The following is a 25,678-nucleotide window of genomic DNA, read 5'->3' as shown; positions in this document are numbered from 1 at the left end:
AAAAAGACCGAAGATTTCTCCTCGGTCTTTTTTATGGGCATAAATTATTTTTATTTTCCTCCTAAAAGATTTCCAAGGATGCTTCCTAATCCTCCTCCTTGTTGTTGGTTTCCACCACCGCCAAGTACGCTTCCTAGAATGTCATTCAAAGGATTTCCTGAAGATTGAGATTGGCCTCCTCCAAGAACGCTTCCTAAAATGTCATTTAGAGGGTTTGATTGTTGAGCTTGAGCTTGGTTTGAAGCATTTCCAAGAATTCCGCCCAGTAAATCTCCTAAACCTCCTGCTCCAACATTACTTTGTTGTTTTTCTTTTCCGATATATCCCATGATTACCGGAGCCAACATTGCTAAAATAGGTCCGATTTTATCAATTGATATTCCTGTATTTTGTGAAAGTTGATTTTCTACAGTTTGTTTTTCTCCACCAAAAATGTGACTTAAAATAGAACCACCTTCAGCTTGTCTTGCTTCTAGTTGTGAAGAATCATTAAGAATACTTCCGTCGTGGTCTCTATCTAGGGCATTATTTAAAGCTTCAGCTTCGTTAGAATCTTGAGATTTTTTTCTAAGATAAGAAATAATTAGTGGTGCAGCTACAGCGAGTAAGGCAAGAACCTGATTTCTGCTGATACCAAATTTGTTTTCTGCTTGTTGTGCAACTTCGTTACCAGTGTTTCCTGTAAGCAAGTCGATTAAACTCATAGTTTGTGTTTATTAAATTGTTAAGAAATTCAAAGTTATCAAAAAATATACCCAAAATGTTTTTTTTAAATCAGAAATTAATGTTAAAGTTTTCGGATTTCTTCAGGTGATTGATATTTAGATTTAATCATTATTAATTCTTTAGCTGCTTTTGTCATCCATTCCATTCTGTCGGGGGATTTTCTATTGTCAATTGTGAACTCTAAAATCCCTACATTGTTGTTCATCCAAGGGAGTAAATAGTAATTTAGCCCTCCTTTATAGTTTTTGGTTTCATTAAGTTTTAATCCTTGCGGTGTATGGAAGGCTATTTTGAAACTTAATAAATAAAAGAGAGGAATTAGAATGCATGAGTAGGAAAGTGTTTTTACATATTTTTTTAGACTTAAGCTATAAAAGCCAAATGCTATAAAAATAGTCACTATAAAATTGAATGGAATGAAATAAACATAATTGTCAGATACTGCAAAAACACCTGCGAACCCAAAAATAGGTAATGAGGCTAAGCTAAGGAATATGAATAAATTGAGATTGTATTTATAGATTTTTATTAATCCAATAATGAAAAATATTATAAAATACCAAAAGTTATAAATAAGATAGCCAATTCCTACAAAAACGTTTTTTAAAATGCTTTTTAATTCAATATGTTGAGCAATGGTTCCTGATGAAAATATGCTTGTTAAGGGGTGTTTATTAGCAATAGCCAAGATGAAAAGTCCGAAAAATAAGGTTCCTAGGACTAAGGAAGATAAAATTTTAATTTTTAAGTTTTTTGATTTATAAACTAAAAATAAAAAAGAAGGAATCATTAGTATATCCTGAATGTGAACCCAACAGCCAAGACCTAAAAAGAGTGCTGAATAAATTAAATTTTTTGTGTTACCATCAATTAAAAATTTTATGCAAAACCAAATAAATAAACTTACAAATAATAGATTATATGTATAGACTTCTAAACCTTCAGTGTTTCTCCAAAAAGAGAAACTAAAACCAAAAATTATTGTACCAATAATAGAGTAGAAGTGGTTATTAATGATTTTAAAAATAATATTATAAAGAACAGAAAGTGAAAGGCTTGCTGATATGATTGTTAAAAACCTTCCGATTTCAACACTTTCAATATCAGGGGCAATTTTTTTCAAAAAAATCAATGTGTTAATAAAAAGAAAGTGAGTATGTGTAGTAGATGAGGGAATGAATTCCATCTTTTCAGTTTCTAATACAAAGCCTATAGAGTCTCCAAATGGGATTTTTGAAAAACTTCCTAAATAGTATATTATGGTAAAGGAAATAAATAAAAGTAAAGCAATATAATATTTATTCATGCTTAATTTTTCAAAATAGGAACATTTGAACATGCTTCACCGAACATTAAGGATTTTACTATTGGTTTTAATTGCTCTACCAATTCAATATAAGCGTTTTCTGGAATTTCCTTATCTGAACAGCCTTTTACCAAAACTCGTTTTCCTCTCATATTATCAAAATCATGGCTTTGGATAGCATTGTGCATTAAAATGACTTCCAAATCTTCATGGTTTCCAAAAACTATTTTTTTAGTAACATCTGTAAGTTTTGCTGTAATTAAAAAGTATGCCCAAAGAGGAACAATTGTGTCTGCAGAATTATAAATATAAACATAAGAGTCCTTATATTCATCGACATTAATAGCGGCAACTTTTTCTCTGAAGTCTTTTTCCTTCAAGACCATTTCCATGAAAAGAAATTCTTTAAGATCAATCCCTTTTCGTTCTCCTTTGGGAATCAAACTAGAAAGGTCAAAATTTATCAAACCACTTTCTGCAACTTTATTTTTTATTTCAAATTCTTCTGACATATTTTTATCATTATCTTTGAGCAAATTTACAAATTAAGATTAACAAGATTTTAATTTGTTCTCTATCCTTAACATAGAAATGAAATATTATATTATCGCAGGTGAGGCTTCTGGAGATTTACACGGAAGTAATTTGATGAAAGCTTTGAAACAGAAAGATTCAAACGCGGAATTTAGATTTTGGGGAGGTGACTTGATGCAGGCACAAGGCGGAACATTGGTGAAACATTACCGAGATTTAGCGTTCATGGGTTTCATAGAGGTAGTGATGAACCTTAAAACGATTCTGAATAATATTAAATTTTGTAAAGAGGATATAAAAAATAATAAACCCGATGTTTTGATTTTGGTAGATTATCCCGGTTTTAATTTAAGGATTGCAAAATTTGCCAAAGAATTAGGAATTAAAGTCGTTTACTATATTTCTCCTCAACTTTGGGCCTGGAAAGAGGGAAGAGTCGAGATTATTAAAAAATATGTGGATGAAATGATGGTGATTCTTCCGTTTGAGGAAGATTTTTATAAAAAACATGGAGTTCATTCTCATTTTGTAGGGCATCCTTTGTTAGATGCCATTTCTACGCTTCAGGATATCAATGTTGAAAATTTCAAATCAGAAAACGGGTTAAACGAAAAGGAAATCATTGCACTTTTGCCAGGTTCCAGAAAACAGGAAGTTGAAAAGATGCTGGAATTAATGCTTTCTGTAAGACCATATTTTAAAGATTACCAGTTTGTGATTGCAGGTGCGCCAAGTCTTCCGAAAGAGTTTTATGAAAAATATGTAGATGAGAATGTTCACTTTGTTTCTAATAAAACTTACGATTTGTTAAGATGTTCAAAAGCAGCTTTGGTTACTTCCGGAACGGCGACTTTAGAAACAGCATTGTTGAATATTCCTGAAGTTGTTTGCTACAGAGGTAGCAAAATTTCTTATGCTATTGCGAAAAGATTGGTGAAAAACATAAAATACATCTCTTTGGTCAATCTGATTATGGATAGAGAAGTGGTGAAAGAATTGATTCAGGATGAGCTTAATACCAATAATTTGGTTGAGGAGTTGAATAAAATTCTTGAATCTGAAAAAAGAACTGAAGTTTTGAAAGATTATGAACTTCTAAGACATAAGCTTGGTGGAAAAGGAGCTAGTGAAAAAGCAGCAGAAGTTATCTTGAAAGTTTAAATGAAATTTTTAATTTTTTAGTAAAAAATCACGCTCTTTATTTAAGCTTTAGTTCAATAATATTTCGAAAAATTGTAAAATTTGTGTTAGTGAAATGTCTGATTATTTGATATTTTGGTGACATAAAAACACAATTGAACAAACAACCTCTATTTATCCTTGCGATTTGTTTTATTCTTGGAATTTTCTTTCAGGATTATTTTGTATTAGATGAAAATTACATCTATGATGTAATTGTTCTGTGTTTTTGTGTTTTAATTTTTACATTTCTTAAATCTTTCTTTTTCTATAAAATAAGACCATATTTACTTGGTTTGATGTTCTTTGGAGTGGGTGTTGTTTTACATTTTTACAACACTTTTTCAAGTCAAAATACTTTGATTTCTCAAAATGAAACAATTGTTTTTAAACTATCAAAAAAACTGAATTCAAATGAGAAGAATAGGAAGTATGAAATTATTTCTCAGTTGAGAAAAGAAACTTTTGATGCTGTTTTGTATGTTTCTAAAAATGAAAAAGAGTTAGATTTTAAACATTATTATAAAGCAAAAGTTTATATAACGAAGCCAAAATCTCCAGAATATGATTTTCAGTTTGATTATGCAAAATATCTCAAACGAAAAGGTATTGAATACCAATGTTATTTGTCAGGCGAACTTTATTCTGCTAAAAGAGATGATTTAAATCTAAACGAAAAATTTTCCCAAAAGAGGTTAGATGTTCTTCAGAATATTGATGAATCTACGATGTCATCCAAAACAAGAGAGTTTTTAAAGGGAATTATTTTGGCCGACCGAACAGAAATTGATTCTCAAACCGTTCAGGATTTTAATAAATCTGGATTGGTGCATTTTTTGGCGATTTCAGGGACACATATTGTTGTGATTTTCGGGATGATGTATTTTTTATTGATGAAAATATTTCCTGTTAGATTTAGGAAGTATGCAATCGTTTCCAGTTTGATTTTTATTTGGCTTTTTACTGTGTTCATTGGTTTTGGAAGTTCTGTAGTTCGTTCCAGTATTATGTTGAGTGTTTACTTTATCTATGTATTGTTGCAAAGAAAGCCAGATTTGTTACATTCTTTGGCTTTGTCTGCTTTTATTATTTTGATTTTTGATACTCATCAACTTTTTGATGTGGGTTTTCAGTTAAGTTTTCTGGCTGTTCTTGGAATTTTTTGGTTGAATCAGCCTATTTTAAAATGTTTTCCCAAACAGGATAATAGGTTGAAAAAGATAATTTTTAATACCGTTTCGATTTCCATTTCCGCCCAGTTGGCAACACTTCCTTTAGTATTGTATTATTTTCATCAGTTTTCTTTTATTTCGATAGTCGCTAATTTTTTTATCGTTCCTTTTTCGGAAATAATTATTGTTTTTTCATTTGCAGTGACAGGCTTAATGGCTTTTAAAGTTGATTTTGATTTCATTAATGCTGTTTATGATTTTATAATTCAGGTTTTACTGAAAGTTATTCACTGGTTTGCAGATTTTGAGATATTGTTTTTTGATCGAATTCCGATGAACCTTACAGAAGTTTTCTCATTACTTTTGATTGTTTATGTTTTAAGGTTTGTAATTTTAAAAGTAGATATTAGGAACACTACAGGACTAGTAATTTCAATTTTTGTTTTTTTTATTTTAAGAATTGGCTTCGACTGGTATGCTCATCAAAAGTCGGAAGTTTTAATTCATAATTTTAACAAAACCCAATTGTTTTCTGTGAAAGAAGGAGGTGCAGCTTGTTTTTGGATTAATAAAAACACAGACATAAACAGGATTAAGCAATTTATTATTAATCCGTATAGCTCTACAAAACGTCTTGATAAAGTGGAAATCAAGATTCTTCCTCCATTGACTCAAAAAATTGTTTATAACGGAAAGGTTTACGAAATAAATTAATCTTGATATTTTTTTCTTTCTTTTATTTACAATGTTTAAAAATGTTATTTAGAAAGATTACAAACTGACTAATTGTGAGATTTCTCACTTTTTGATTTTGTTAACATTTCTTAATTTTGTGGGAAATTCAAATTTAAACTTATATGGCAGGTTTAACGAGTTCTACGATAGGTAGAAAATATGCGATGGCATTATCAGCTATGTTTTTGCTGGTTTTTCTTATACTGCATTTAACAACAAACTTATTATCTGTATTGCCTAACCGCGATATTTTTAATACAGCCTCTACTTTTATGGGCTATAATCCGTTTGTTCAGATTTTAATGCAGCCTATTCTTGGTTTTGCTGTGATTTTCCATTTTGTAATGGGATTCGTATTAGAAATTAAGAATAATAAGGCGCGTCCTGTAAAGTACGCTGCAAACAATGCTGCTGTGAATTCTACATGGATGTCTAGAAATATGATTATTTCTGGAGCGGTTGTGTTAGCATTCTTAGCTTTACACTTATATGATTTCTGGTTACATGAAATGAATTATAAGTATGTTGAAGGAATTGCTCCTGATTCAGAACGTTTTTGGCCTGAGCTTCATGAGAAGTTTGCTGATCTTTGGAGAGTGGTAATCTATGTGATTGCTTTTGTTCTGTTAGGATTACACTTGGCTCATGGTTTCCAGTCTTCATTCCAGTCAATTGGGGCTAGACACCCAAAATACACTCCAGTAATCAAAGCTATTGGAAAGTGGTATTCTATCCTTATTCCGGCAGGTTTTATTTTTATCGCAATTTTTCATTTTGTAACTCAATAATATCAATATACTAATTATGAGTAAATTAGATTCTAAAATTCCAGCAGGTCCTCTTAAGGATAAATGGAAAAATCATAAAGATCATATGAACCTTGTTGCACCAAACAACAGAGATAAGATTGATATTATTGTTGTAGGTACAGGTTTGGCAGGAGGTTCCGCTGCAGCAACTTTAGCAGAACAAGGATATAATGTAAAAGCATTCTGCTATCAAGATTCTCCGAGAAGAGCTCACTCTATTGCAGCTCAGGGAGGAATTAATGCTGCTAAAAATTATCAAGGTGATGGTGACTCTACCTACAGATTGTTCTATGATACAATCAAAGGTGGGGATTACCGTGCAAGAGAAGCTAACGTTTACAGACTAGCTGAAGTTTCTGCAAATATTATCGACCAATGTGTTGCTCAAGGTGTTCCTTTCGGGCGTGAGTACGGAGGTCAATTAGATAACCGTTCGTTTGGTGGAGTTCAGGTAAAAAGAACTTTCTATGCAAAAGGACAAACTGGTCAGCAATTATTATTAGGTGCATATTCTGCAATGAGCCGTCAAATTGGTAAAGGTAGAATCAAAATGTACAACCGTCATGAAATGATGGATCTTGTAATCGTTGACGGAAAAGCAAGAGGTATTATCGCAAGAAATCTTGTAACAGGTGAAATCGAAAGACATTCTGCTCACGCAGTTGTAATTGCTTCAGGGGGGTACGGAAACGTATATTTCCTATCTACAAATGCAATGGGGTCAAATGTTTCTGCGGCTTGGAAAATCCATAAAAAAGGAGCTTACTTCGCTAACCCTTGTTATGTGCAGATTCACCCGACTTGTATTCCTGTTCATGGTACTCAACAATCTAAGCTTACCTTAATGTCTGAATCACTTAGAAACTCAGGAAGAATTTGGGTCCCTAAGAAAATTGAAGATTCAGTTGCAATCAGAGAGGGTAAATTAAGACCTGAAAATATTAAAGAAGAAGACAGAGATTATTATTTAGAGAGAAGATATCCTGCATTTGGTAACTTGGTTCCAAGAGACGTTGCTTCTAGAGCAGCTAAGGAAAGATGTGATGCTGGTTTCGGTATCGAAAATAATGATACTAAAGAAGGAGTTTACCTAGATTTCTCTACAGAGATTATGAAAAAAGGAAGAGAAGCTGCTATTGAAAAGCATATTCATAATCCTACAGATCAGCAAATTTATGATTTAGGTAAAAAATGGGTAGAGGAGAAGTATGGTAACTTATTCGTAATGTACGAAAAGATTACCGCTGATGATCCTTATAAAACTCCAATGAAGATTTATCCTGCAGTTCACTACACAATGGGAGGTGTTTGGGTTGATTATAACCTTCAATCTACTATTCCGGGATGTTTTGTAATCGGGGAGGCTAACTTCTCTGACCACGGAGCAAACAGATTGGGAGCTTCAGCATTGATGCAAGGTTTGGCAGATGGATATTTCGTACTTCCTTATACAATTGCAGATTATCTTTCTGCAGATATTAGAACAGGAGCAATTCCTACAAATTCAGGTGCGTTTGATGAGGCTGAAAAAGGAATTAAAGATAAGATTGATTTCTTCTTAAATAATAAAGGAACCCATTCAGTTGATTATTTCCATAAAAAATTAGGACACATTATGTGGAATAAAGTAGGTATGGGAAGAACTCCTGAAGGTCTAAAAGAAGCTATCAAGGAAATTGAAGAAGTAAGAAACGATTTCTGGAAGAATGTAAAAGTTCCGGGAGATAATGATGGAATGAATACTGAACTTGAAAAAGCATTCAGAGTTGCTGACTTCTTAGAGTTGGGGCAGTTAATGGCTATCGATGCATTACATAGAGAAGAGTCTTGTGGTGGGCATTTCCGTTGGGATCATGCAACTCCGGATGGAGAAGCGGAAAGAGATGACGTTAATTACAAATACGTCGGAGCTTGGGAATATCAGGGAGGTGATATCAACGCGGAAGTGTTGCATAAAGAAGAGCTGATATATGAAAACATCGAGGTTAAAACTAGAAGTTACAAATAATCTCCAACCTATAAATATAACATTATGAGTGCAAAAAAAGGCTTACATCTTACGCTGAAAATTTGGAGACAAAAAAATAATAAATCTAAAGGTCAGTTTGAGACCTATAAAATATCGGATGTTTCTACAGATTCTTCATTCTTAGAAATGTTAGACATCCTTAACGAAAATCTTATTAACGAAGGAAAAGAGCCGATCGCTTTTGATCACGACTGTCGTGAGGGTATTTGTGGTATGTGTTCTCTTTACATCAATGGTAGAGCACATGGTCCGGATACAGGTATTACAACTTGTCAACTTCACATGAGAATGTTCAAAGACGGTGAAACTATCGTTATTGAACCTTGGAGAAGTGCTGCTTTCCCGGTTATTAAAGATTTAATGGTAGACAGAAGCGCATTTGATAGAGTAATGGCTGCAGGAGGTTTCGTTTCGGTTAACACTTCAGGAAATACTTTGGATGCGAATGCAATTCCGGTTCCTAAAGAAGATGCAGACAAAGCAATGGATGCTGCTGCTTGTATCGGATGTGGAGCTTGTGTAGCTACTTGTAAAAATGGTTCTGCAATGTTATTTGTAGGAGCTAAAGTTTCTCAATTTGCTCTTTTACCTCAGGGTAGAGTAGAAGCTAAGAGAAGAGTTCTGAACATGGTAAAAGCAATGGATGAAGAGGGATTCGGAAACTGTTCAAATACTGGTGCTTGCGAAGTAGAATGCCCGAAAGGAATTTCTCTTGAAAACATTGCCAGAATGAATAGAGAGTATATGTCAGCTTTTGTTGATCAGGGATAAAATTGATTTAATATATCAGAAAAAATCGTCTCCTCTTAGGATGGCGATTTTTTTTAGTTAAATCTTTCTTAAAAGTACTATTTATTTGTATTTAGTATATTGAAAAACTTATTTTTGTTTAATTATAAAATTCAAAATGAAAAAATATCTTTTATTGTTTATCATCGCGGTTTTTGCGATGTCTTGCTCTAAAAAAGTAGAAGTAAAAGGAAAAATTACTAACGGATCTCCATTAGAGAGAATCGAATTTATTGAAGCTTCGGGGGTTGCTACGTTACCGCTAGCTAATATTGGTGTTAAAAATGACGGAACTTTTTCTGGAAGTTTTGAAGCGCCAAAAAGCGGAATGTATATGATTTCTTATGGAGGCAAGAACAACTTAATTTATTTAAAAGCAGGTCAAAATCTGGAAATTTCTGGAAATGGAGCTACATTCCCAACGGAATATGTAATTACAGGTGATGCTAAGAAAAATAATGATTTCTTTACTGCTTCTCAGAAATATCTTGCCAACTATGCTCAGACAGTGAATATGAATGAGCTGATGACAAAAGATGAAGCTACATTTATAAAAGGTATTCAGAAAGTTGAGGCTGATGTTAATAAAAATATTGATGAAAATGCCAAAAAGTTTAATCCTGATAATGAAGTGATTAAATGGAAGCAAAATGATATTAAAGCGACTTTACTTTCAATAATGTCTCAATTCGAAATGATGAAGAAGCAGATGTCTGGTAATCCGTCTTTCAAAGTTGCTAAAGTTTTTACTGATTATGAAAATAAACTTCAGGAGAATAAAGACGCATTGCTAAAAGAACACCCGGTATATAGACAGTTTCTTTTATCAAAAATGAGTCCTGATTTCCAAAAATATGCTGAAGCAAAAAGTAAAGGAAAAACAGATGTTACTACTTCAGAATTATTCAACGAATATTTGAAAGGGAAAAAAGATGTTTCTCAGATAACTAAAGATTATCTTTTAGCATTTGTAATGGCTCAGTCTGATATTCACCCAGGTTCTCCTGTTAAAACGATTGATAAAATCAAAAAAATCATTGACGAGGATATCAAAGATGCTACGATTAAAAAAGATTTAAGCCAAATTCAATTAGCTGTAAATGGTTTGAAAATAGGTGAAGTTGCACCAGATGCGTCATTAACTAAAGCAGATGGAAAAGCATACAAACTTTCTGAAAATAAAGGAAAACCTTATATGATTGCTTTTTATGCTTCTTGGAATCCATATATTGGTGAAGCTACAGTTCCTGTATTAAAAGAAGTTGTGAATTTTTATAAATCTAAAATGAACTTTGTTTTTGTAAATGTTGATGATACTAAAGATCAATTCGTTAAAACAAGCAATTCTTTATTAAAAGGAATCACAGGAACGAATGTTTATGCAGAAGGCGGATTAAATTCTGATATTGCTAAAAAATATGCAGTATACGGATTCAAACTTCCTAACTTTATTATTGTTGATAAGGATGGTAAAATTGCTTCAAGATCTTATGTAAACTTAGGAGAACAAGAGCTAGTTGAGATTTTAGATAAACAAACAGGGCTTTCAGCGCCTAAAGTAAATCCAAATGTACAAATGCAGGCAGGATTCGGTCCAGATCCGGCAGTTCAGCCTGCTCCGCAAGAGCCAGCAAAAGCTCAACCGGCTCAGACGAAATAATAAACTTTAACATATATAGAAAACCTTATCTTCGGATAAGGTTTTTTTTATTGTATTTTTGCAAAATGTAACCTGGAGGTTATTCATATAGAAAAAATAGAATTTGCTTAATGAGAAAGAAGAAAAATAAAAATATTATTCTTGAAAATATAAAATTAGTAACTGCGGGAGCTAAAGGTGTTGCAATCGGAAAAACTGAAGAAGGGAAAACTGTCTTGGTCTCTGGTGCAATTCCTGGTGATGTTGTTAATGCAAGAGTGAAAAAGTCTAAGTCTAAATATTATGAAGCCGATGTTTTAGAGCTTGTTCAAAAATCTCCTTACAGAGTAGATCCAAAATGTGTTCATTTTGGAGTTTGTGGAGGTTGCAAATGGCAAAATATGAGCTATGAAAAGCAGTTGGATTTCAAACAGGAAGAAGTTTATAATAATATTAAAAGAATTGGTGGGATTGATGATTTTGAAACCGTTCCGATTTTAGGTTCTGAAGAACAATATTTTTATAGAAATAAAATGGAGTTTTCATTTTCAAATTCTAGATGGCTTACTCAATATGAGATTAGTTCTGAAGAGAATTTTGGAAGCAGAGACGCTTTAGGATTTCATATTCCGGGAATGTGGAGCAAAATTCTTGACCTTAAAGAATGTTTTCTGCAAGAAGAACCTTCTAATTCTATAAGACTTGCCGTAAAAGAATATGCTGTTAAAAAGGGATTAGAATTTTTTGATGTAAGAAATCATGAAGGCTTTCTAAGAACCTTGATGATGAGACAGAATTCTAAAGGTGAATGGATGGTACTTTTCCAGCTTTACAGAGAAGAAAAAGAAAATAGAGAAGAGCTTTTTGAGTTTTTATTAGGTAAGTTTCCTCAAATTAAGACTTTGGTGTATGCTATCAACCCGAAACAAAACGATTCAATCTACGACTTAGATATCAATACTTATTTCGGGGAAGGTTTTTTAATGGAAGAAATGGATGGCTTGAAGTTTAAAATAGGACCGAAATCTTTCTTTCAAACCAATTATAAACAAGCGTTGGAACTGTATAGAAAAACCCTAGAATTTGCTGATTTGAAAGGTGATGAAGTGGTTTATGATTTGTATACAGGAACAGGAACAATCGCTCAATATGTGGCAAGAAATGCAAAACAAGTAATAGGTATTGAATCTGTTCAGGAAGCAATAGATGCAGCAATTGAGCATGCCGAATTGAATGGACTTACCAATACAACGTTCTATTGCGGAGATATGAAAGATATATTCAATGATGAATTTTTGGCAAATCATCCAAAAGCAGATGTTTTGATTACTGACCCGCCAAGAGACGGAATGCATCAAAAAGTCGTGGAGCAAATTTTAAAACTTTCTCCGGAAAAAGTAGTGTATGTAAGCTGTAATTCTGCTACTCAGGCAAGAGATTTGGCTTTGATGAAAGAACATTATACTTTGGTGAAAATCTTACCGGTAGATATGTTTCCGCAAACCCACCATGTGGAAAATATTGCATTATTAATTAAAAAATAAATTTAATTAAGTTTGATCTCCAAATCTTAGATTGAAAGATTAGTTTCAGTCTGATTGAATACAAAATAAAAATATGTAAATGAAATATTTTAAATTTTTCTTTTTAATAGGCTTTTTAAGTTTTCTTGCATCCTGTGGTGGAGATGATGATATCTGTGAAAGTGGGGAAGGTACACCGAGAATGAAAGTTTCTTTTAAAAATATAGATAATAAAGAAGTTACCTTAGATTCGATATATGTAGCAGTAGATTATGGTTCCGGAAAAGTACAGCTTGGAGGAAGCAAAAGCTCAACTTCAAGATTGATTCCTTTAAGAGTAGATGATTCTCCTTACACAGATGTTTATTTTAGATTGACAAAAGACGGTAAAGAATCTCATGTTAAAGTAAATTACACAACTAAATCTATCTATGTTTCGCCAGGTTGTGGTGTGAAAAAGACTTACGAAAACTTAAATTCAGAATTAATAATTCCTAATCCTGTTCTATCGGTTGAGAACGGACAAAACTTTATAGAGAATGAAGACAAGACTAATCTATACCTTATTTTTCAGTCTTTGTAGTTTGTTGAGTTTAGCTCAGGAAAACAAAGAAGAAATCAAAAAAGAAAAATGGAAATATGAACCCAATTTTATGGTTGGTGTTGATGTTCTTAATTTAGGAGTTTCATTCTTTTCGGATAGAATGTTGTACCAAGGATTTATTTCATCAAAAGTTAAAGGAAATATTCATGGTGTCATTGAAGCCGGGTTTGAGAAAAATGTTTATCAGAAAAATGGCTATGATGCAAAAGTAAATGGTCCTTTTCTGAAATTAGGAGCTTTTTATATGCTTGCAAAAGATTCTGAGAATGAGTTCAACGGATTTTATGCAGGAGGAAAAATAGCAGGTTCTTTTTATAATCAGGAATATATGTCTGTTCCTGTTCGAGGCTTTGGAGGAAGTAATTCATCAGTAGCTTTTCCTTCTTCCTCACAATCATCTTATTGGGTAGAAGGTGTAATTGGAGGAAGAGTGCAGCTTTTTGAATCTAATTTCTTTATTGATGTAAATCTTCAGCCAAAATATCTTCTCTTTACAACAAAACAAGAAGATATTCAGCCCATGATTGTTCCGGGATTTGGAAGAAGCTCTTCTAAATTTAATATGGGCTTTTCATGGAATATCGCTTATAAGTTTTAAAAATTAATTTATTGCATTAGATAATTATATATATTATAATTGTTTTTTTTGCTTTGAAATGATATTTATTTAAAATATTGAGTTTTTTTTTGTTATAGTATTTATGTTTATTGTGTTTATTGTAATAAAGATGATTTAAAATGATTATATTTGGTGGAAATTATAATTAGTTTATATTTATGAGAAGACTACTTACCACTTTAATGTGTACTTTAGTAGGGGGGGCTGTATTCGGACAATGGACGCAAACCTCTTTTAAAAAAGTAGACAGTAACAAAAAAGGGACTACTCTTACATCACAACTTTCTGGTGTGAGAGATAATGGGTATTATAAATTGGACTTAAATTTATTAAGGTCTCAGTTAAAAAATGCCCAAGAAATGGGAGCAAATTCAAAACCGGTTGTTATTTCTATTCCAACTATAGATGGAAAGATTGAAAAATTTAATGTATATAGTTTTCCGGTAGTTGTAAAATCTCTGGCAGAACAATATCAACTAGGTTCCTATATTGGAGCAGGGATCGACGATCCTACTAAGACTGTGAGATTCTCACTATCTCCAAAAGGCTTTAATTCAATGGTTATTAAAGATGGAGTATATGAATTTATTGATCCGCAGGCTAGTGATAGAAGTATTTATGGTGTTCATCTTAAAACTGTAAATACAGGTAATAAAAGCTTTGTATGTAGTACAATTGAGAGTCCTTCTGCTGTAAAAGATATTGAAAGATTATTAAAAAATGGAAAATCTTTTACAAATCAGCCAAATGTATATTCTAAATCTTCAGATAAGAAGTATAGAACAATGCGATTGGTAATATCAGTTACTGGTGAATATACTCAATATCATGGAGGAACTATAGCAGGTGCTCTTAGTGCAATTAATGCTACAATGTCGAGAGTAAACGGGGTTTTTGAAAAAGACTTTGCATTACATTTAAATGTACAGGATTTCCAGAATGTAATTTATACTAATGCTGCAACAGATCCATATTCTGATGCTGTTAATATGGATAACTGGAATGTAGAATTACAGCAAACACTAACAGCAAATGTTCAAAATACTAATTATGATATTGGTCATTTATTTGGAGCTTCGGGAGGAGGTGGAAATGCGGGGTGTATTGGATGTGTTTGTATAAACCCTGCTTCTGCAACAGATACAGCAAAAGGTTCTGGATATACTTCACCAGGCGATGGTATTCCTGAGGGGGATAATTTTGATATTGATTATGTGGCACATGAAATGGGACATCAATTGGGAGCAAATCATACATTCTCTCATAAATTAGAGGGTTCGGGTGTTAATATGGAACCTGGTTCCGGTTCTACCATTATGGGATATGCCGGTATTACAGGTGCAAATAATGATGTTCAGCCTCACTCAAATGCGTATTTTCATATTGCAAGTATTGACCAAGTTCAAGAGAATTTAGGATTAAAAACTTGTGATGTTGAAATACCTATTGTAAATAACCCTCCTGTTATTTCGGATTTGCCAACATATAATATACCTAAAGGAACTGCGTTCGTATTAACTGCCTCAGCTACAGATCCTGAGAATGATCCTATTACTTATGCTTGGGAAGAAGTGGATAATGCAAAAGTAACTATCAATAAAAATAATTTAGGTAATACTACTTCAGGTGCATCATTTAGATCAATGGTGCCTTCAACAAATCCAACAAGGTATTTTCCTCGTTTCACATCTGTAATGAATGGTGTTCTAAATAATGCAAACAATAATTGGGAAGCAGTAAGTACAAGACCAAGAACTACAAATTTTGCAGTAACCGTGAGAGACAATAATCCAAATATTTATGAACAGCAGTCTAATTACAAAATACAGACAGTTATAGTTGGTGATAATGGACCGTTTAGATTAGCTAACCAATATGTCAATGTAAACACACCCTCTCCAATTCAATGGATTGTAGCAAATACAAATGTAGCACCTTATAATGTTACAAATGTTAAAATTGATTATACTACTGACGAGGGAGCGACTTGGAATGTATTAGCGGCTTCTACCCCTAATGATGGTTCTGAAGATTTTACTTTCCCTTCTTCTTTAAATGGTCAGGTTATTAAAGTAAGAATTTCTTCAATAGGAAATATTTTTTATGCAGTGGGGAGTGTAACTGTAGCGCCTATTGCTCCTTGTAGTAGTGCTGCGCCTACAAATATTGTGGTAAGTAATATTTCAAATTTCTCTGCAAGTGTTTCTTGGATGTCTTATACAGGAGCTACTTATAAAGTTCGATATAAAAAAGTAGCAGCGAGTGTATGGACTGAGATTGATACAAATGTACCATCGGTCAATTTAAATAATTTATCTGATGGTACACCATATGAGGTGCAAGTTGCTTTAGTATGTGGTACTAGTGTAGGAACGTATTCAGCATCGACTAATTTTACAACACCGGCAGTAAGCTATTGTGCAGCATATACAATAGATGCAAGCTATGAATATATTTCAAATGTTACATTGGCAAATGTAAATAACAGTTCTGGTGGAACTCCTTACTCTAACTTTACTACATCTACTGGTCTCCAGATTAATTTAACTAAAGGAACAACTTACCCAATTTCTGTTAGCATTGCTAATCCAGACTATGATGCGGTAGCCGCATATATAGACTTTAATAAAGATGGTATGTTTGATGATAGTGAAGTTGTTTTAAACTATCCTGTAGGTATTCCTAGTGCTCCTATTACAGGTTCAGTTGTTATCCCGAGTAATGCGGTTGAGGGAACTCCGTTAAGAATGAGAGTGGTTGTGTTTTATGCAGGAAGTACAAATGCAGGTTTATACTTACCTTCAGATTACATGTGTGGCTTAAACTTCCAATATGGGGAGGTAGAAGATTATAATGTTGTGATTTCTCCAGCTGTTTTAGCTACTAATGAAAATACTAAAAAAGACAACTTTGGTATTTATCCAAATCCGGTAACAGATGTTTTAAATGTTACTAAAGTTTCAAATAAAGCAACGTATGAAATTCATAATACTGTAGGGCAGATTGTGAAGAAAGGTGTTATAGAAAATAATAAAGTAAATGTTGCAGAGCTGTTAAGAGGTAATTATATTATCTCAATAAAAGATAATAATATTTCTGAAAACTTTAAGTTTATTAAGAAATAAAGAAAATAGATTTTTATATTAGTAAATCCTCATGTTTTTCATGGGGATTTTTTTTTATTTATGATCGATTAAGTTGAATATTGTGATGTTTTTATAAAAAATGGCAAATATTAATAAATTAAAAACTGAAAATGATTAGATTTGTATTGTTAATATAATATATAGAGAAGCGTATGAAGAAAATTTTTACTTCTTTCTTTCTCATTTGTTTGTTTGTGATTACCAGTGCACAATGGAATCCTACAAAATTCAATGGAGAGAAAATTAGAGAAAGTTCTGAGATTAAGAACTATTATTCTCTGGATATTTCCCTATTAAAGTCTCAATTGGCTAGAGCGCAAGAAACAGGACCCACTTCAAAACCTGTCACGATTTCTTTGCCAACTTTGGATGGGAAAATTGAAAAATTTGCCGTTTATAGTTACCCTGTTGTGGTAAAAGAACTGGCAGAGGAATATCAACTAGGCTCTTATGTAGGCGTAGGGATTGATGATCCCGGCAAGTATTTAAGATTCAGTTTGGCTCCCAATGACTTTCAGTCAATGATTGTTAAAAACGGGAAATCTGAATTTATCGAGCCTGTTGATAAAGATAAAACAGTTTATGGAGTGCACCCAAAAACTGATAAAAGCAAAGATGGCTTTTTATGTTCTATGAATGAAGGAACGCTATCTAAACAAGAGATAGCTAACCTTTATGATCATGGTAAATCATTTGTAAATCAGCCAACCAACTTTGCAAAGTCTTCAGATAAGAAACACAGGACATTGAGATTGGCTATGTCGGTAACAGGTGAATATACTCAGTATTTCGGAGGAACTGTTGCAAATGCGTTGACTGCAATTAATGCTACCTTAACAAGAGTAAACGGTGTTTTTGAAAAGGATTTTGCAATGCATTTAATTTTGCAGAACTATCCTGCTGTAATTTATACAAATCCTGCGACAGATCCTTACTCACCTGCTGCTACTGGTGCTGCTGGAGCTTGGAATCTTGAATTGCAGCAAACACTTACAGCCAATGTAGGTAATGCAAATTATGATATAGGGCACCTTTTTGGAGCTTCTGGAGGTGGAGGTAATGCAGGATGTATTGGTTGCGTTTGTATAAATCCGGCTAATGCGAATGACCAACAAAAAGGCTCTGGATATACTTCTCCTGGAGATGCAATACCTCAGGGAGATAATTTTGATATAGATTATGTTGCTCACGAAATAGGGCACCAATTAGGAGCAAACCACACATTTTCTCATTCATTGACGGGGCAGTTTGCTGCAGCTTTGATAGAGCCAGGTTCTGGATCTAGTATTATGGGATATGCAGGTATTACAGGTGCAAATACAGATGTTCAGCCACATTCGGATGCTTATTTTAATGCTTATAATATTAAGCAGGTACAAACAAACTTAATAAGTAAAACTTGTGATGTTGAAACTACAACTACAAATAATCCTCCTGTAATTGCAGCTTTACCAACTTATAATATCCCTAAAAGTACAGCTTTTGTACTTACAGCTTCAGCTACAGACCCTGAAAATGATCCTTTGACTTATACTTGGGAGCAACAAGATGCTGCTACAGTTATAGTTAATAAGACTAATCTAGGAAATACAACTTCAGGTGCGACATTTAGATCAATGCCACCCACGACAAGTCCTTCAAGATATTTTCCAAGATTATCATCAGTTTTATCTGGGGTTCTAAATAATTCAAACAATTTATGGGAAGCGGTTTCTACTATTGCCAGAACAACAAAATTTGCTGTAACGGTAAGAGATAATAGCCCTGTAGCTCATGAGCAGCAGACTCAGACAGCAGAACAAACTATTATTGTTGGAAACGATGGACCTTTTAAGGTTAATACGACTTCTGTATATAATAATGGCCCAACAACTGTAACTTGGGATGTTGTAAATACTACGGCAGCACCATATAATGTTGCAAATGTAAAAATTGATTATACTGCAGATAATGGAGCTACTTGGAATACAGTTTCTGCAAGTACTGCAAATGATGGTACAGAAGCTGTAGACTTTGGAGCTTTAACTGTTGGTGCAACAATTAAAATCAGGGTAAGTGCAATAGGAAATGTATTCTATGCTGTTAGTACAGCAACTGTAGCAACATTAACAGTTTGTACAAGTGCACCACCAACAGGTATTGTAGTCTCTGGTATTACTCAAACACAGGCTGTTATTACATGGAATGCTGTGGCTAATGCAACGTATGTTGTACAATATCGCCCAGTAGGAAGTGCAACTTGGCAAACTATTCCTGCTACAACGAATACAGTTACACTTATTAATCTCACTGATGGAGTTCAATATGAGGTTCAGGTTGCTAATGTGTGCTCAGGAACTCAAGGTAATTTCTCGGGTTCTGTAACCTTTACAACATTAGGACTTACTTACTGTACAATGCAGTCTAGTGATTTCTCAGATGAATATATTTCTAACGTTACCGTAACTCCTACCGGAGCTGCTGTTATGAGTAATACTTCTGTAGGAAGTACTTATACAGATTATTCTAATACTCCAAGTGCTTTGGTAAATTTGGTTATTGGCTCTGCTAATAATACGATTTCAGTTTCTAAATTCTGGACTGGGACTACCTTTAGTGAAGCAGTGGGTGTTTGGATTGACTTTAATAGAAATGGAACTTTTGAGGCGAACGAGCAGATTATGAACTCTGCAGCGAGTACAACAACTCCGGTTACTGCAACATTTACTGTTCCTGCTACAGCTTATAACGGACCTGCAACGACCAGAATGAGAGTTGCATTGAGGTTTAGCTCCTCACCTGTAATGTGTACAAGTTATACATTTGGAGAGGTTGAAGATTATGCGGTAAAATTAATTCAGCCAATTCCTTGTACAAGTAATGCTCCTTTAAATCTTACGGTGACTAACATTACAGCTACTTCAGCTTATGTAATGTGGGATCCTGCAAGTGGTGCTACTTATGTATTACAATATAGAAAAGTAGGAGATCCTACATGGCAAAACGTACCGTTAACAACAAATGCTTATACAATAAACAATTTAACTGAACAGACTCAGTATGAAGTACGTGTAGCTTATGTTTGTTCTGGTACTCAAGGAACATTTACTAACCCGTATCAATTTACTACTCCTGCTGTTACATACTGTAATATTACAGGAACTAGTAGCAACGGACATATTTCAAATGTTACTATTTTACCTACTAACTCATATGTAATGAGTAATACTACGACAGGAAATGGATATACAGATTATTCTGCTGATCCTGCCAAATTAGTAACATTAGTACGTAGCTCAACAAATAATAGTATTTCAGTTTCTAAGTCTTGGACAGGAACTTCGGCTAGCTTAGCAGTGGGAGCTTGGATTGATTTTAACAGAAATGGTGTTTTTGAAACAACGGAAAGAGTAATTAATACTACAGCGAGTACAACTACTCCTATTACGGCAACATTTACTGTTCCTGCAACTTCATATAGCGGTCCTCTTACTCTTAGAATGAGAGTAATTGTTTCGTCATCAACTATTAGTGACCCTTGTGTGAATATTGCTAATGGTGAAGTTGAAGATTATGCAGTTAAAATTATTGATTTGCAACCTTGTGCAACGGCAGCTCCATCTCCAATAATTGTTTCAAATGTTACGGGATCTACAGCTTTAGTTTCTTGGATAAATTCAACAGGTGCTACATATGCTTTAAGATATAAAGCAACAGCTTCTGCTACATGGATTACAGTAAATCCAGCAACAAATCCTTACACAATTATTAATTTAAATGCTTTAACTCAATATGAGGTACAGGTAGCTACAATTTGTGGAGGAACTCAGGGAGCATGGTCTGCTTCAGTAAACTTTACAACACCTGCACTTACATATTGTAACTCAGGCACAGCTACTGTTACAGAAGCTTGGATTAGTAATATAACAATGACGCCTACAAGTTCTTCTGTAATGAGTAATAATTCTGCTGCAAGTACTTATACAGATTATTCTACAGATCCAACCAAGTTGATTACCATGGCGCGTAATACTACTGGTAATGTACTTTCTGTAGGAAGAACATTTACAGGAACCGGTACGTATTCTACATATGCGTGGATTGATTTTAATGGAGATGGAGTTTTCAATAACACTCCGTCTACTACAGCTGGAGGAGAAAGAATTATGAATTTATCATATTCTCAAACATCTCCGGTTACTGCAACTTTTGCTGTTCCTGCAAATGCTTATTCGGGAACAAATAATGTGAAAATGCGTGTTATAGTATATTTCCTTACTCCTACAGATGCATGTTCTGTACTTACAAGTAATGGAGAAGTTGAAGATTATGCAATTAAATTTGTAGATATTCAGCCTTGTACTACTGCAGCACCTTCAAACATTACAGTTTCGAATATTACAGCTACTACGGCTAATGTTTCATGGCTTGCAGCTACGGGAGCAACTTATGTATTAAGATACAGACAAGTAGGAACTCCTACATGGACTACAGTAGATCCGGTTCCAGCTCCAGGAAATAGTTATACAATCCCAGGTCTTACGGAACAAACTCAATATGAAGTTCAAGTGGCAACAAGATGTAGTGGAACTCTGGGAGCTTTCTCTCCATCTACAATATTTACAACTACACCTATTACGTATTGTAATATGACAGGTACAGGTACGAATGATCATATTGCTAATGTAACGATGACTTCTGCAAATGCAGGTATTCCTCCAATGAGTAATACATCTGTGCAGACAAATTATATTAGTTATACAACTCCTGCTACGTTAGTTAACCTAGAAATTGGTTCTACAGGAAATAAAATTTCTGTTACTAAAGGATGGACTGGTACTACTCAAAGTGATGCGGTAAGTGCTTGGATTGACTTCAATAGAAATGGAGTCTTTGAAGCTAATGAGCAAATATTATCGTCTGCAGCAAGTACAACTGCTACTGTTTCTAATACATTTACTGTACCAACAACAGCTTATAGTGGGCCATTGACAACAACAATGAGAGTTGTTTTGAAACGTACAAGTGCTCCTGTAATGTGCCAAAATGCGGCGAATGGAGAAGTTGAAGATTATGCAGTAAAATTAAGACCTTGTGCAACGACTACACCAACTAATGTTGTAATCAATACAATTACTCATAATTCGGCTTCTGTTAACTGGACAGCTGCAACAAATAACGTGAGTTATATTGTACAATATAGAGTTTTGGGTAGTACAGCTTGGACTTCGGTGGTTGCATCAACGCTCATCGGTAATATTCCATTACCATTAACGAACCTTACGCCAGCAACTACTTATGAAGTTCAGGTTGCGGCAGTTTGTGGTAATACTCCAGGAACGTTTACGCCGATTAAAACGTTTACAACAAGATGCGATCCTACCCCTCCTAATGTTGCTGTTAGTAATGTTACAACAAATTCTGCATTGATAACATGGACTCCTTTAGCGGCAAACTCTACATATGTAATGAGATATAGAGTAGTAGGTACTACAGCTTGGATTACGGTAAACTTACCAAACCCACCAGCAAATACTTACACATTACCAGGTCTTGATCCTTACACAACTTATGAGGTTCAGATAGCAAATATTTGTACAGGTGAAACAACTCCTAATCCATGGTCTAATCCTAAAGTATTTACAACGGAAAGAACATGTGAATTGCCTCCTCCGGGATTAACGATAACTAATCTTACTCCAACAACGGCGGTGGTTGTTTGGGATCCTTTCCCTGGAGCAACTTATATTCTGAGATATAGAAAAGTAGGTATTCCAAGCTGGACAAATGTTCCTGTTTCTACAAATACTTATACTATAACAGGATTGTTAGAGTTAACGAAATATGAAATGCAGGTAGTAAATGTGTGTAACGGAACACCGGGAACTTATAGTCCACCTTACTACTTTACAACACCTACAGTTATTTACTGTCATATGCAGTCTCAAAACGGAACTTCAACTTACATTTCAAATGTAAAAGTGAAGCCTAACGGTAAACCAGAAATGAATAATACTTCTGTAGGTTCAACGTATTCAGACTACACAGGAAATCCTGCTAAGTTTATTGAATTAATTCAAGGTTCCACAGGAAATCAGATTTCTATTGAAAAGAAACTGTTAGGAGCAAATGGAGATGCAGGATTAGCAGTTTGGATTGACTTCGACAGAAGTGGAACATTTGATATTAATGAAAGAATTCTTGCAGTGGCACCAAATCAGACGACGCCTATTACAGGAACGTTTGATGTACCTGCAGATGCATTTGTAAGTTTGTCAGACTACAAATATGTAGTGATGAGAGTAGCATTACAGAAAGGAGGAATTCCTGTGAATTGTACAAGTTTTACAGATGGAGAGGTTGAAGATTATACTGTAAGAATTTCAAAAAATCCTGTGGTAAACACAATCAACCAGACAGACATCATGATTTACCCTAACCCGGTAAGTACAGTATTGTATGTTAAGAATATCAGCAAGAAAGCAAATTATAAGATTTATAATGCAGCAGGACAGGTTGTTTCAAGCGGATTAATCTTAAACAATGCGATTGACGTAAGAAACTTGATAAATGGAGTTTATGTGATAGACATTGACGATGTTCAAGGTAAGGCACAGAAGAAATTTATCAAAGAATAACAATCAATTATTTACTTTACATAGAATAAGCTCTCAGAAATGAGAGCTTATTTTTTTGAAATAAAAAACTCGTTGGAAACTGTTTCCAACGAGTTTTTGTTTTATTCGATATCAAAAATTATTTTTTCTGTTTGTTCTTTTAAATCTTCCAGATTGGTGTTATTGTAGATAATGTAATCTGCTAGTTTTATTTTATCTTTTTCAGGCATTTGCTTTTCCATAACAGCTTCTACTTCACGATATGTTTTGCCATCTCTATCCATCACCCTTTTTGCCCGAATATTATCTTCGGCGGTTACTAAAAGAGATTTATAGCATTGTCTGTTTAATTTTAATTCAAATAGCAAAGCTGTTTCCTTAAAAATCAGGTATTTTGTTTGTTTTTTTACCCAATTTTCAAAATCAATGCGAACAGCAGGGTGTATAATTTCGTTTAGTTGCTGAAGTAAATCTTTGTTATTAAAAACTTTCTGAGCAACAAATTTTCTATCATAAATACCATCTGTGCTGTATGCTTTTTCTCCTAAAAGAGCTTTGATTCTTATTTTTAAATCTTCGTCGTCATTAACAATCGTTTTTGCTCTGTCATCTGAATAATAAACAGGAAATCCGAACTCTTCGATGAATTTCGCAACTGTACTTTTTCCTGATCCAATTCCACCCGTTAAACCAATGATTTTAGGTGTCGATAAAGGTTCTGGTTCTGCTTTTGGGGTTTCTGAATGCAATTCTTCCATATTTAAAAATTAATATCCAAAAACATCATTAAAACTAAACGTTTCATCAAGTCTCACACCTTTTTCTGTCATTTTAAGACTTGCCAATTCATGGTGAGCATCGTGTTCAAAGAATAATAGATATTCATTATCGATACATTGTTTCAAAAATTTGCCTTTTTCTTCCAATGTTAAAAGCGGACGGGTATCGTATCCCATTACATAAACTTGATTGATGTGTCCTGCGGTTGGTATCAAATCAGCGGCAAAAACAATTGTTTTTTCCTGATACTGAATAACCGGTAACATTTGCTTTTCGGTATGTCCGTCAACAAAAATTACATCCATTTTCAAGTCAGGTGCAAAGCCATAATTTCCGGTTGTAGGAAGTGGTAAAAAGTTTAATTGTCCGCTTTCCTGCATCGGGATAATATTTTCTTTTAAAAAACTTGCTTTTTCCCTTGCGTTAGGTTCTGTTGCCCATTGCCAATGATTTTCGTTGGTCCAGAATTGAGCATTTTTGAAAGCAGGTCTGTACCCTGTTCTGTCATCATTCCATTCAATAGCTCCTCCGCAATGGTCGAAATGAAGGTGAGTAAGAAATACATCGGTGATGTCTTCTCTTACAAAACCATATTTTTTTAAGTTTTTGTCTAAATTATCATCTCCCCAAAGAGAGTAGTGTCCGAAAAATTTCTCGTCTTGTTTATTTCCAAGTCCGCAATCAATTAAGATTAGTTTTTTTCCGTCTTCTACGAGAAGGGAACGTGTTCCCAGTTCTATCAGATTTCTTTCGTCTGCAGGATTAGTCTTTTCCCACAGACTCTTTGGGACGACTCCAAACATGGCTCCACCATCTAGTTTGAATTTCCCACATTGTATTGGATATAGCTTCATATAATATTAAGTTTTATAATGTATTATTTTTCTTTAATAATTTCATTTTATCAGCAATTTTTCTTCCATTTTCATCTCCATTTTCAAGGTTTGAAATGATATTTAGGAAGTCATGCTCTTTTCTGTTTTGCGAAAGCTTTTGTTTAATAAATATTTCCGTTGGGATAATTTTCAATCCCAAAGCCCCTTTCATTTCCTTTTCGACAAAGTCTTTTCCCATATCTTTCACCATCACAGGGCATTTTTGAAACTTTTCATATTTGTAAGTCAATTTCTCTAAATGATTATATAATTCTTCAGAATTCATCAACTCGACTTTTCCATAAATCTGAACAGCTTCATAGTTCCAGGTTGAAACATTGATATGGTCATACCAACTACTTGAAATATAAGTATGTGCACCCAAAAAATCACAAAGAACTTCATCTCCGTTTTTCAAAACTTTTGCTTGTGGATTCGCTCTGGAAATATGTGTTTCAATATAAGCATTTTCAGAATTATCTTCATTCAACATCATCATTGAATGGGTTGCCCGGATTTTATCAACGGAAGAAATTAATAAAGCAAAGGAATTTTCTCTGATAATTTCTTTCATCAGATTGATATCTTCACTCTTATATAATTTAGGAATAAACATA

General features: G+C 33.8%; 17 protein-coding genes. 11 read left to right on the top strand and 6 right to left on the bottom strand.

Annotated elements, in window-relative coordinates; genetic code table 11:
• Nucleotides 1–50 precede the first annotated feature (50 nt).
• From OH806_RS03140 to OH806_RS03130, 3 genes are all read right to left on the bottom strand, one after another.
• A complete protein-coding gene (locus OH806_RS03140) occupies nt 51–704 on the bottom strand; it encodes a DUF937 domain-containing protein (RefSeq protein ID WP_264742207.1) in 654 nt (217 codons plus the stop codon).
• A gap of 83 nt (nt 705–787) precedes the next feature.
• The gene (locus OH806_RS03135; protein WP_264742206.1) at nt 788–2,032 is read right to left on the bottom strand and encodes a protein O-mannosyl-transferase family; all 1,245 of its coding nucleotides are present in this window, start codon (nt 2,030–2,032) and stop codon (nt 788–790) included.
• Nucleotides 2,033–2,034: 2 nt separating this feature from the next.
• The gene (locus OH806_RS03130) at nt 2,035–2,544 is read right to left on the bottom strand and encodes a DUF2480 family protein (protein ID WP_264742205.1); all 510 of its coding nucleotides are present in this window, start codon (nt 2,542–2,544) and stop codon (nt 2,035–2,037) included.
• A gap of 79 nt (nt 2,545–2,623) precedes the next feature.
• Between OH806_RS03130 and lpxB the strand changes: the two genes are divergently transcribed.
• The 11 genes from lpxB to OH806_RS03075 all read left to right on the top strand — a co-directional run bounded on the left by lpxB (nt 2,624) and on the right by OH806_RS03075 (nt 23,427).
• Entirely contained in the window at nt 2,624–3,727 is a 1,104-nt protein-coding gene (lpxB, locus tag OH806_RS03125; protein ID WP_264742204.1) for a lipid-A-disaccharide synthase, read from the top strand.
• 134 nt (nt 3,728–3,861) lie between these two features.
• Nucleotides 3,862–5,631, top strand: coding sequence for a ComEC/Rec2 family competence protein (locus OH806_RS03120; protein WP_264742203.1), 1,770 nt, complete (start codon nt 3,862–3,864; stop codon nt 5,629–5,631).
• A 143-nt stretch (nt 5,632–5,774) separates the two neighbouring features.
• Nucleotides 5,775–6,440 carry a succinate dehydrogenase cytochrome b subunit gene (locus tag OH806_RS03115; protein WP_264742202.1) on the top strand — a complete coding sequence of 222 codons (666 nt, stop codon included), beginning with the start codon at nt 5,775–5,777 and terminating at the stop codon, nt 6,438–6,440.
• Between the two features lie 16 nt (nt 6,441–6,456).
• Entirely contained in the window at nt 6,457–8,469 is a 2,013-nt protein-coding gene (locus OH806_RS03110) for a fumarate reductase/succinate dehydrogenase flavoprotein subunit (RefSeq protein ID WP_264742201.1), read from the top strand.
• Between the two features lie 24 nt (nt 8,470–8,493).
• The gene (locus tag OH806_RS03105) at nt 8,494–9,261 is read left to right on the top strand and encodes a succinate dehydrogenase/fumarate reductase iron-sulfur subunit (protein WP_264742200.1); all 768 of its coding nucleotides are present in this window, start codon (nt 8,494–8,496) and stop codon (nt 9,259–9,261) included.
• A gap of 136 nt (nt 9,262–9,397) precedes the next feature.
• On the top strand, nt 9,398–10,939 hold the full coding sequence (locus OH806_RS03100; RefSeq protein WP_264742199.1) for a TlpA family protein disulfide reductase: 1,542 nt from the start codon (nt 9,398–9,400) through the stop codon (nt 10,937–10,939).
• Nucleotides 10,940–11,049: 110 nt separating this feature from the next.
• Nucleotides 11,050–12,462, top strand: coding sequence for a 23S rRNA (uracil(1939)-C(5))-methyltransferase RlmD (gene rlmD / locus OH806_RS03095; protein WP_264742198.1), 1,413 nt, complete (start codon nt 11,050–11,052; stop codon nt 12,460–12,462).
• A 79-nt stretch (nt 12,463–12,541) separates the two neighbouring features.
• Complete coding sequence (locus tag OH806_RS03090; RefSeq protein ID WP_264742197.1) at nt 12,542–13,024, top strand: hypothetical protein; 483 nt, start codon at nt 12,542–12,544, stop codon at nt 13,022–13,024.
• Complete coding sequence (locus OH806_RS03085; protein WP_264742196.1) at nt 12,981–13,643, top strand: DUF6048 family protein; 663 nt, start codon at nt 12,981–12,983, stop codon at nt 13,641–13,643. The genes OH806_RS03090 and OH806_RS03085 overlap by 44 nt, the downstream gene beginning before the upstream one ends.
• A 179-nt stretch (nt 13,644–13,822) precedes the next feature.
• A complete protein-coding gene (locus OH806_RS03080; protein WP_264742195.1) occupies nt 13,823–16,789 on the top strand; it encodes a reprolysin-like metallopeptidase in 2,967 nt (988 codons plus the stop codon).
• 173 nt (nt 16,790–16,962) lie between these two features.
• A complete protein-coding gene (locus OH806_RS03075; protein WP_264742194.1) occupies nt 16,963–23,427 on the top strand; it encodes a GEVED domain-containing protein in 6,465 nt (2,154 codons plus the stop codon).
• A 101-nt stretch (nt 23,428–23,528) separates the two neighbouring features.
• On the opposite strand, the gene coaE is transcribed toward OH806_RS03075, so the two are convergent.
• The 3 genes from coaE to OH806_RS03060 are packed head-to-tail and all read right to left on the bottom strand — an operon-like array spanning nt 23,529 to nt 25,677.
• Nucleotides 23,529–24,164 (bottom strand): dephospho-CoA kinase, encoded by a 636-nt coding sequence (coaE, locus tag OH806_RS03070; RefSeq protein WP_264742193.1) that lies wholly within the window; start codon nt 24,162–24,164, stop codon nt 23,529–23,531.
• A gap of 9 nt (nt 24,165–24,173) precedes the next feature.
• Entirely contained in the window at nt 24,174–25,040 is an 867-nt protein-coding gene (locus OH806_RS03065; protein WP_264742192.1) for an MBL fold metallo-hydrolase, read from the bottom strand.
• A 13-nt stretch (nt 25,041–25,053) separates the two neighbouring features.
• Nucleotides 25,054–25,677, bottom strand: a complete 624-nt coding sequence (locus OH806_RS03060) for an FMN-binding negative transcriptional regulator (protein ID WP_264742191.1) — start codon at nt 25,675–25,677, stop codon at nt 25,054–25,056.
• Nucleotide 25,678 lies beyond the last annotated feature (1 nt).

This window comes from Chryseobacterium oryctis, from assembly GCF_025971925.1.
In the GTDB taxonomy this organism is placed as follows: Bacteria; Bacteroidota; Bacteroidia; order Flavobacteriales; family Weeksellaceae; genus Chryseobacterium; species Chryseobacterium oryctis.
The sequence above is the reverse complement of the archived record's forward strand: the minus strand, read 5'-3'. Positions and strand labels throughout refer to the sequence as shown.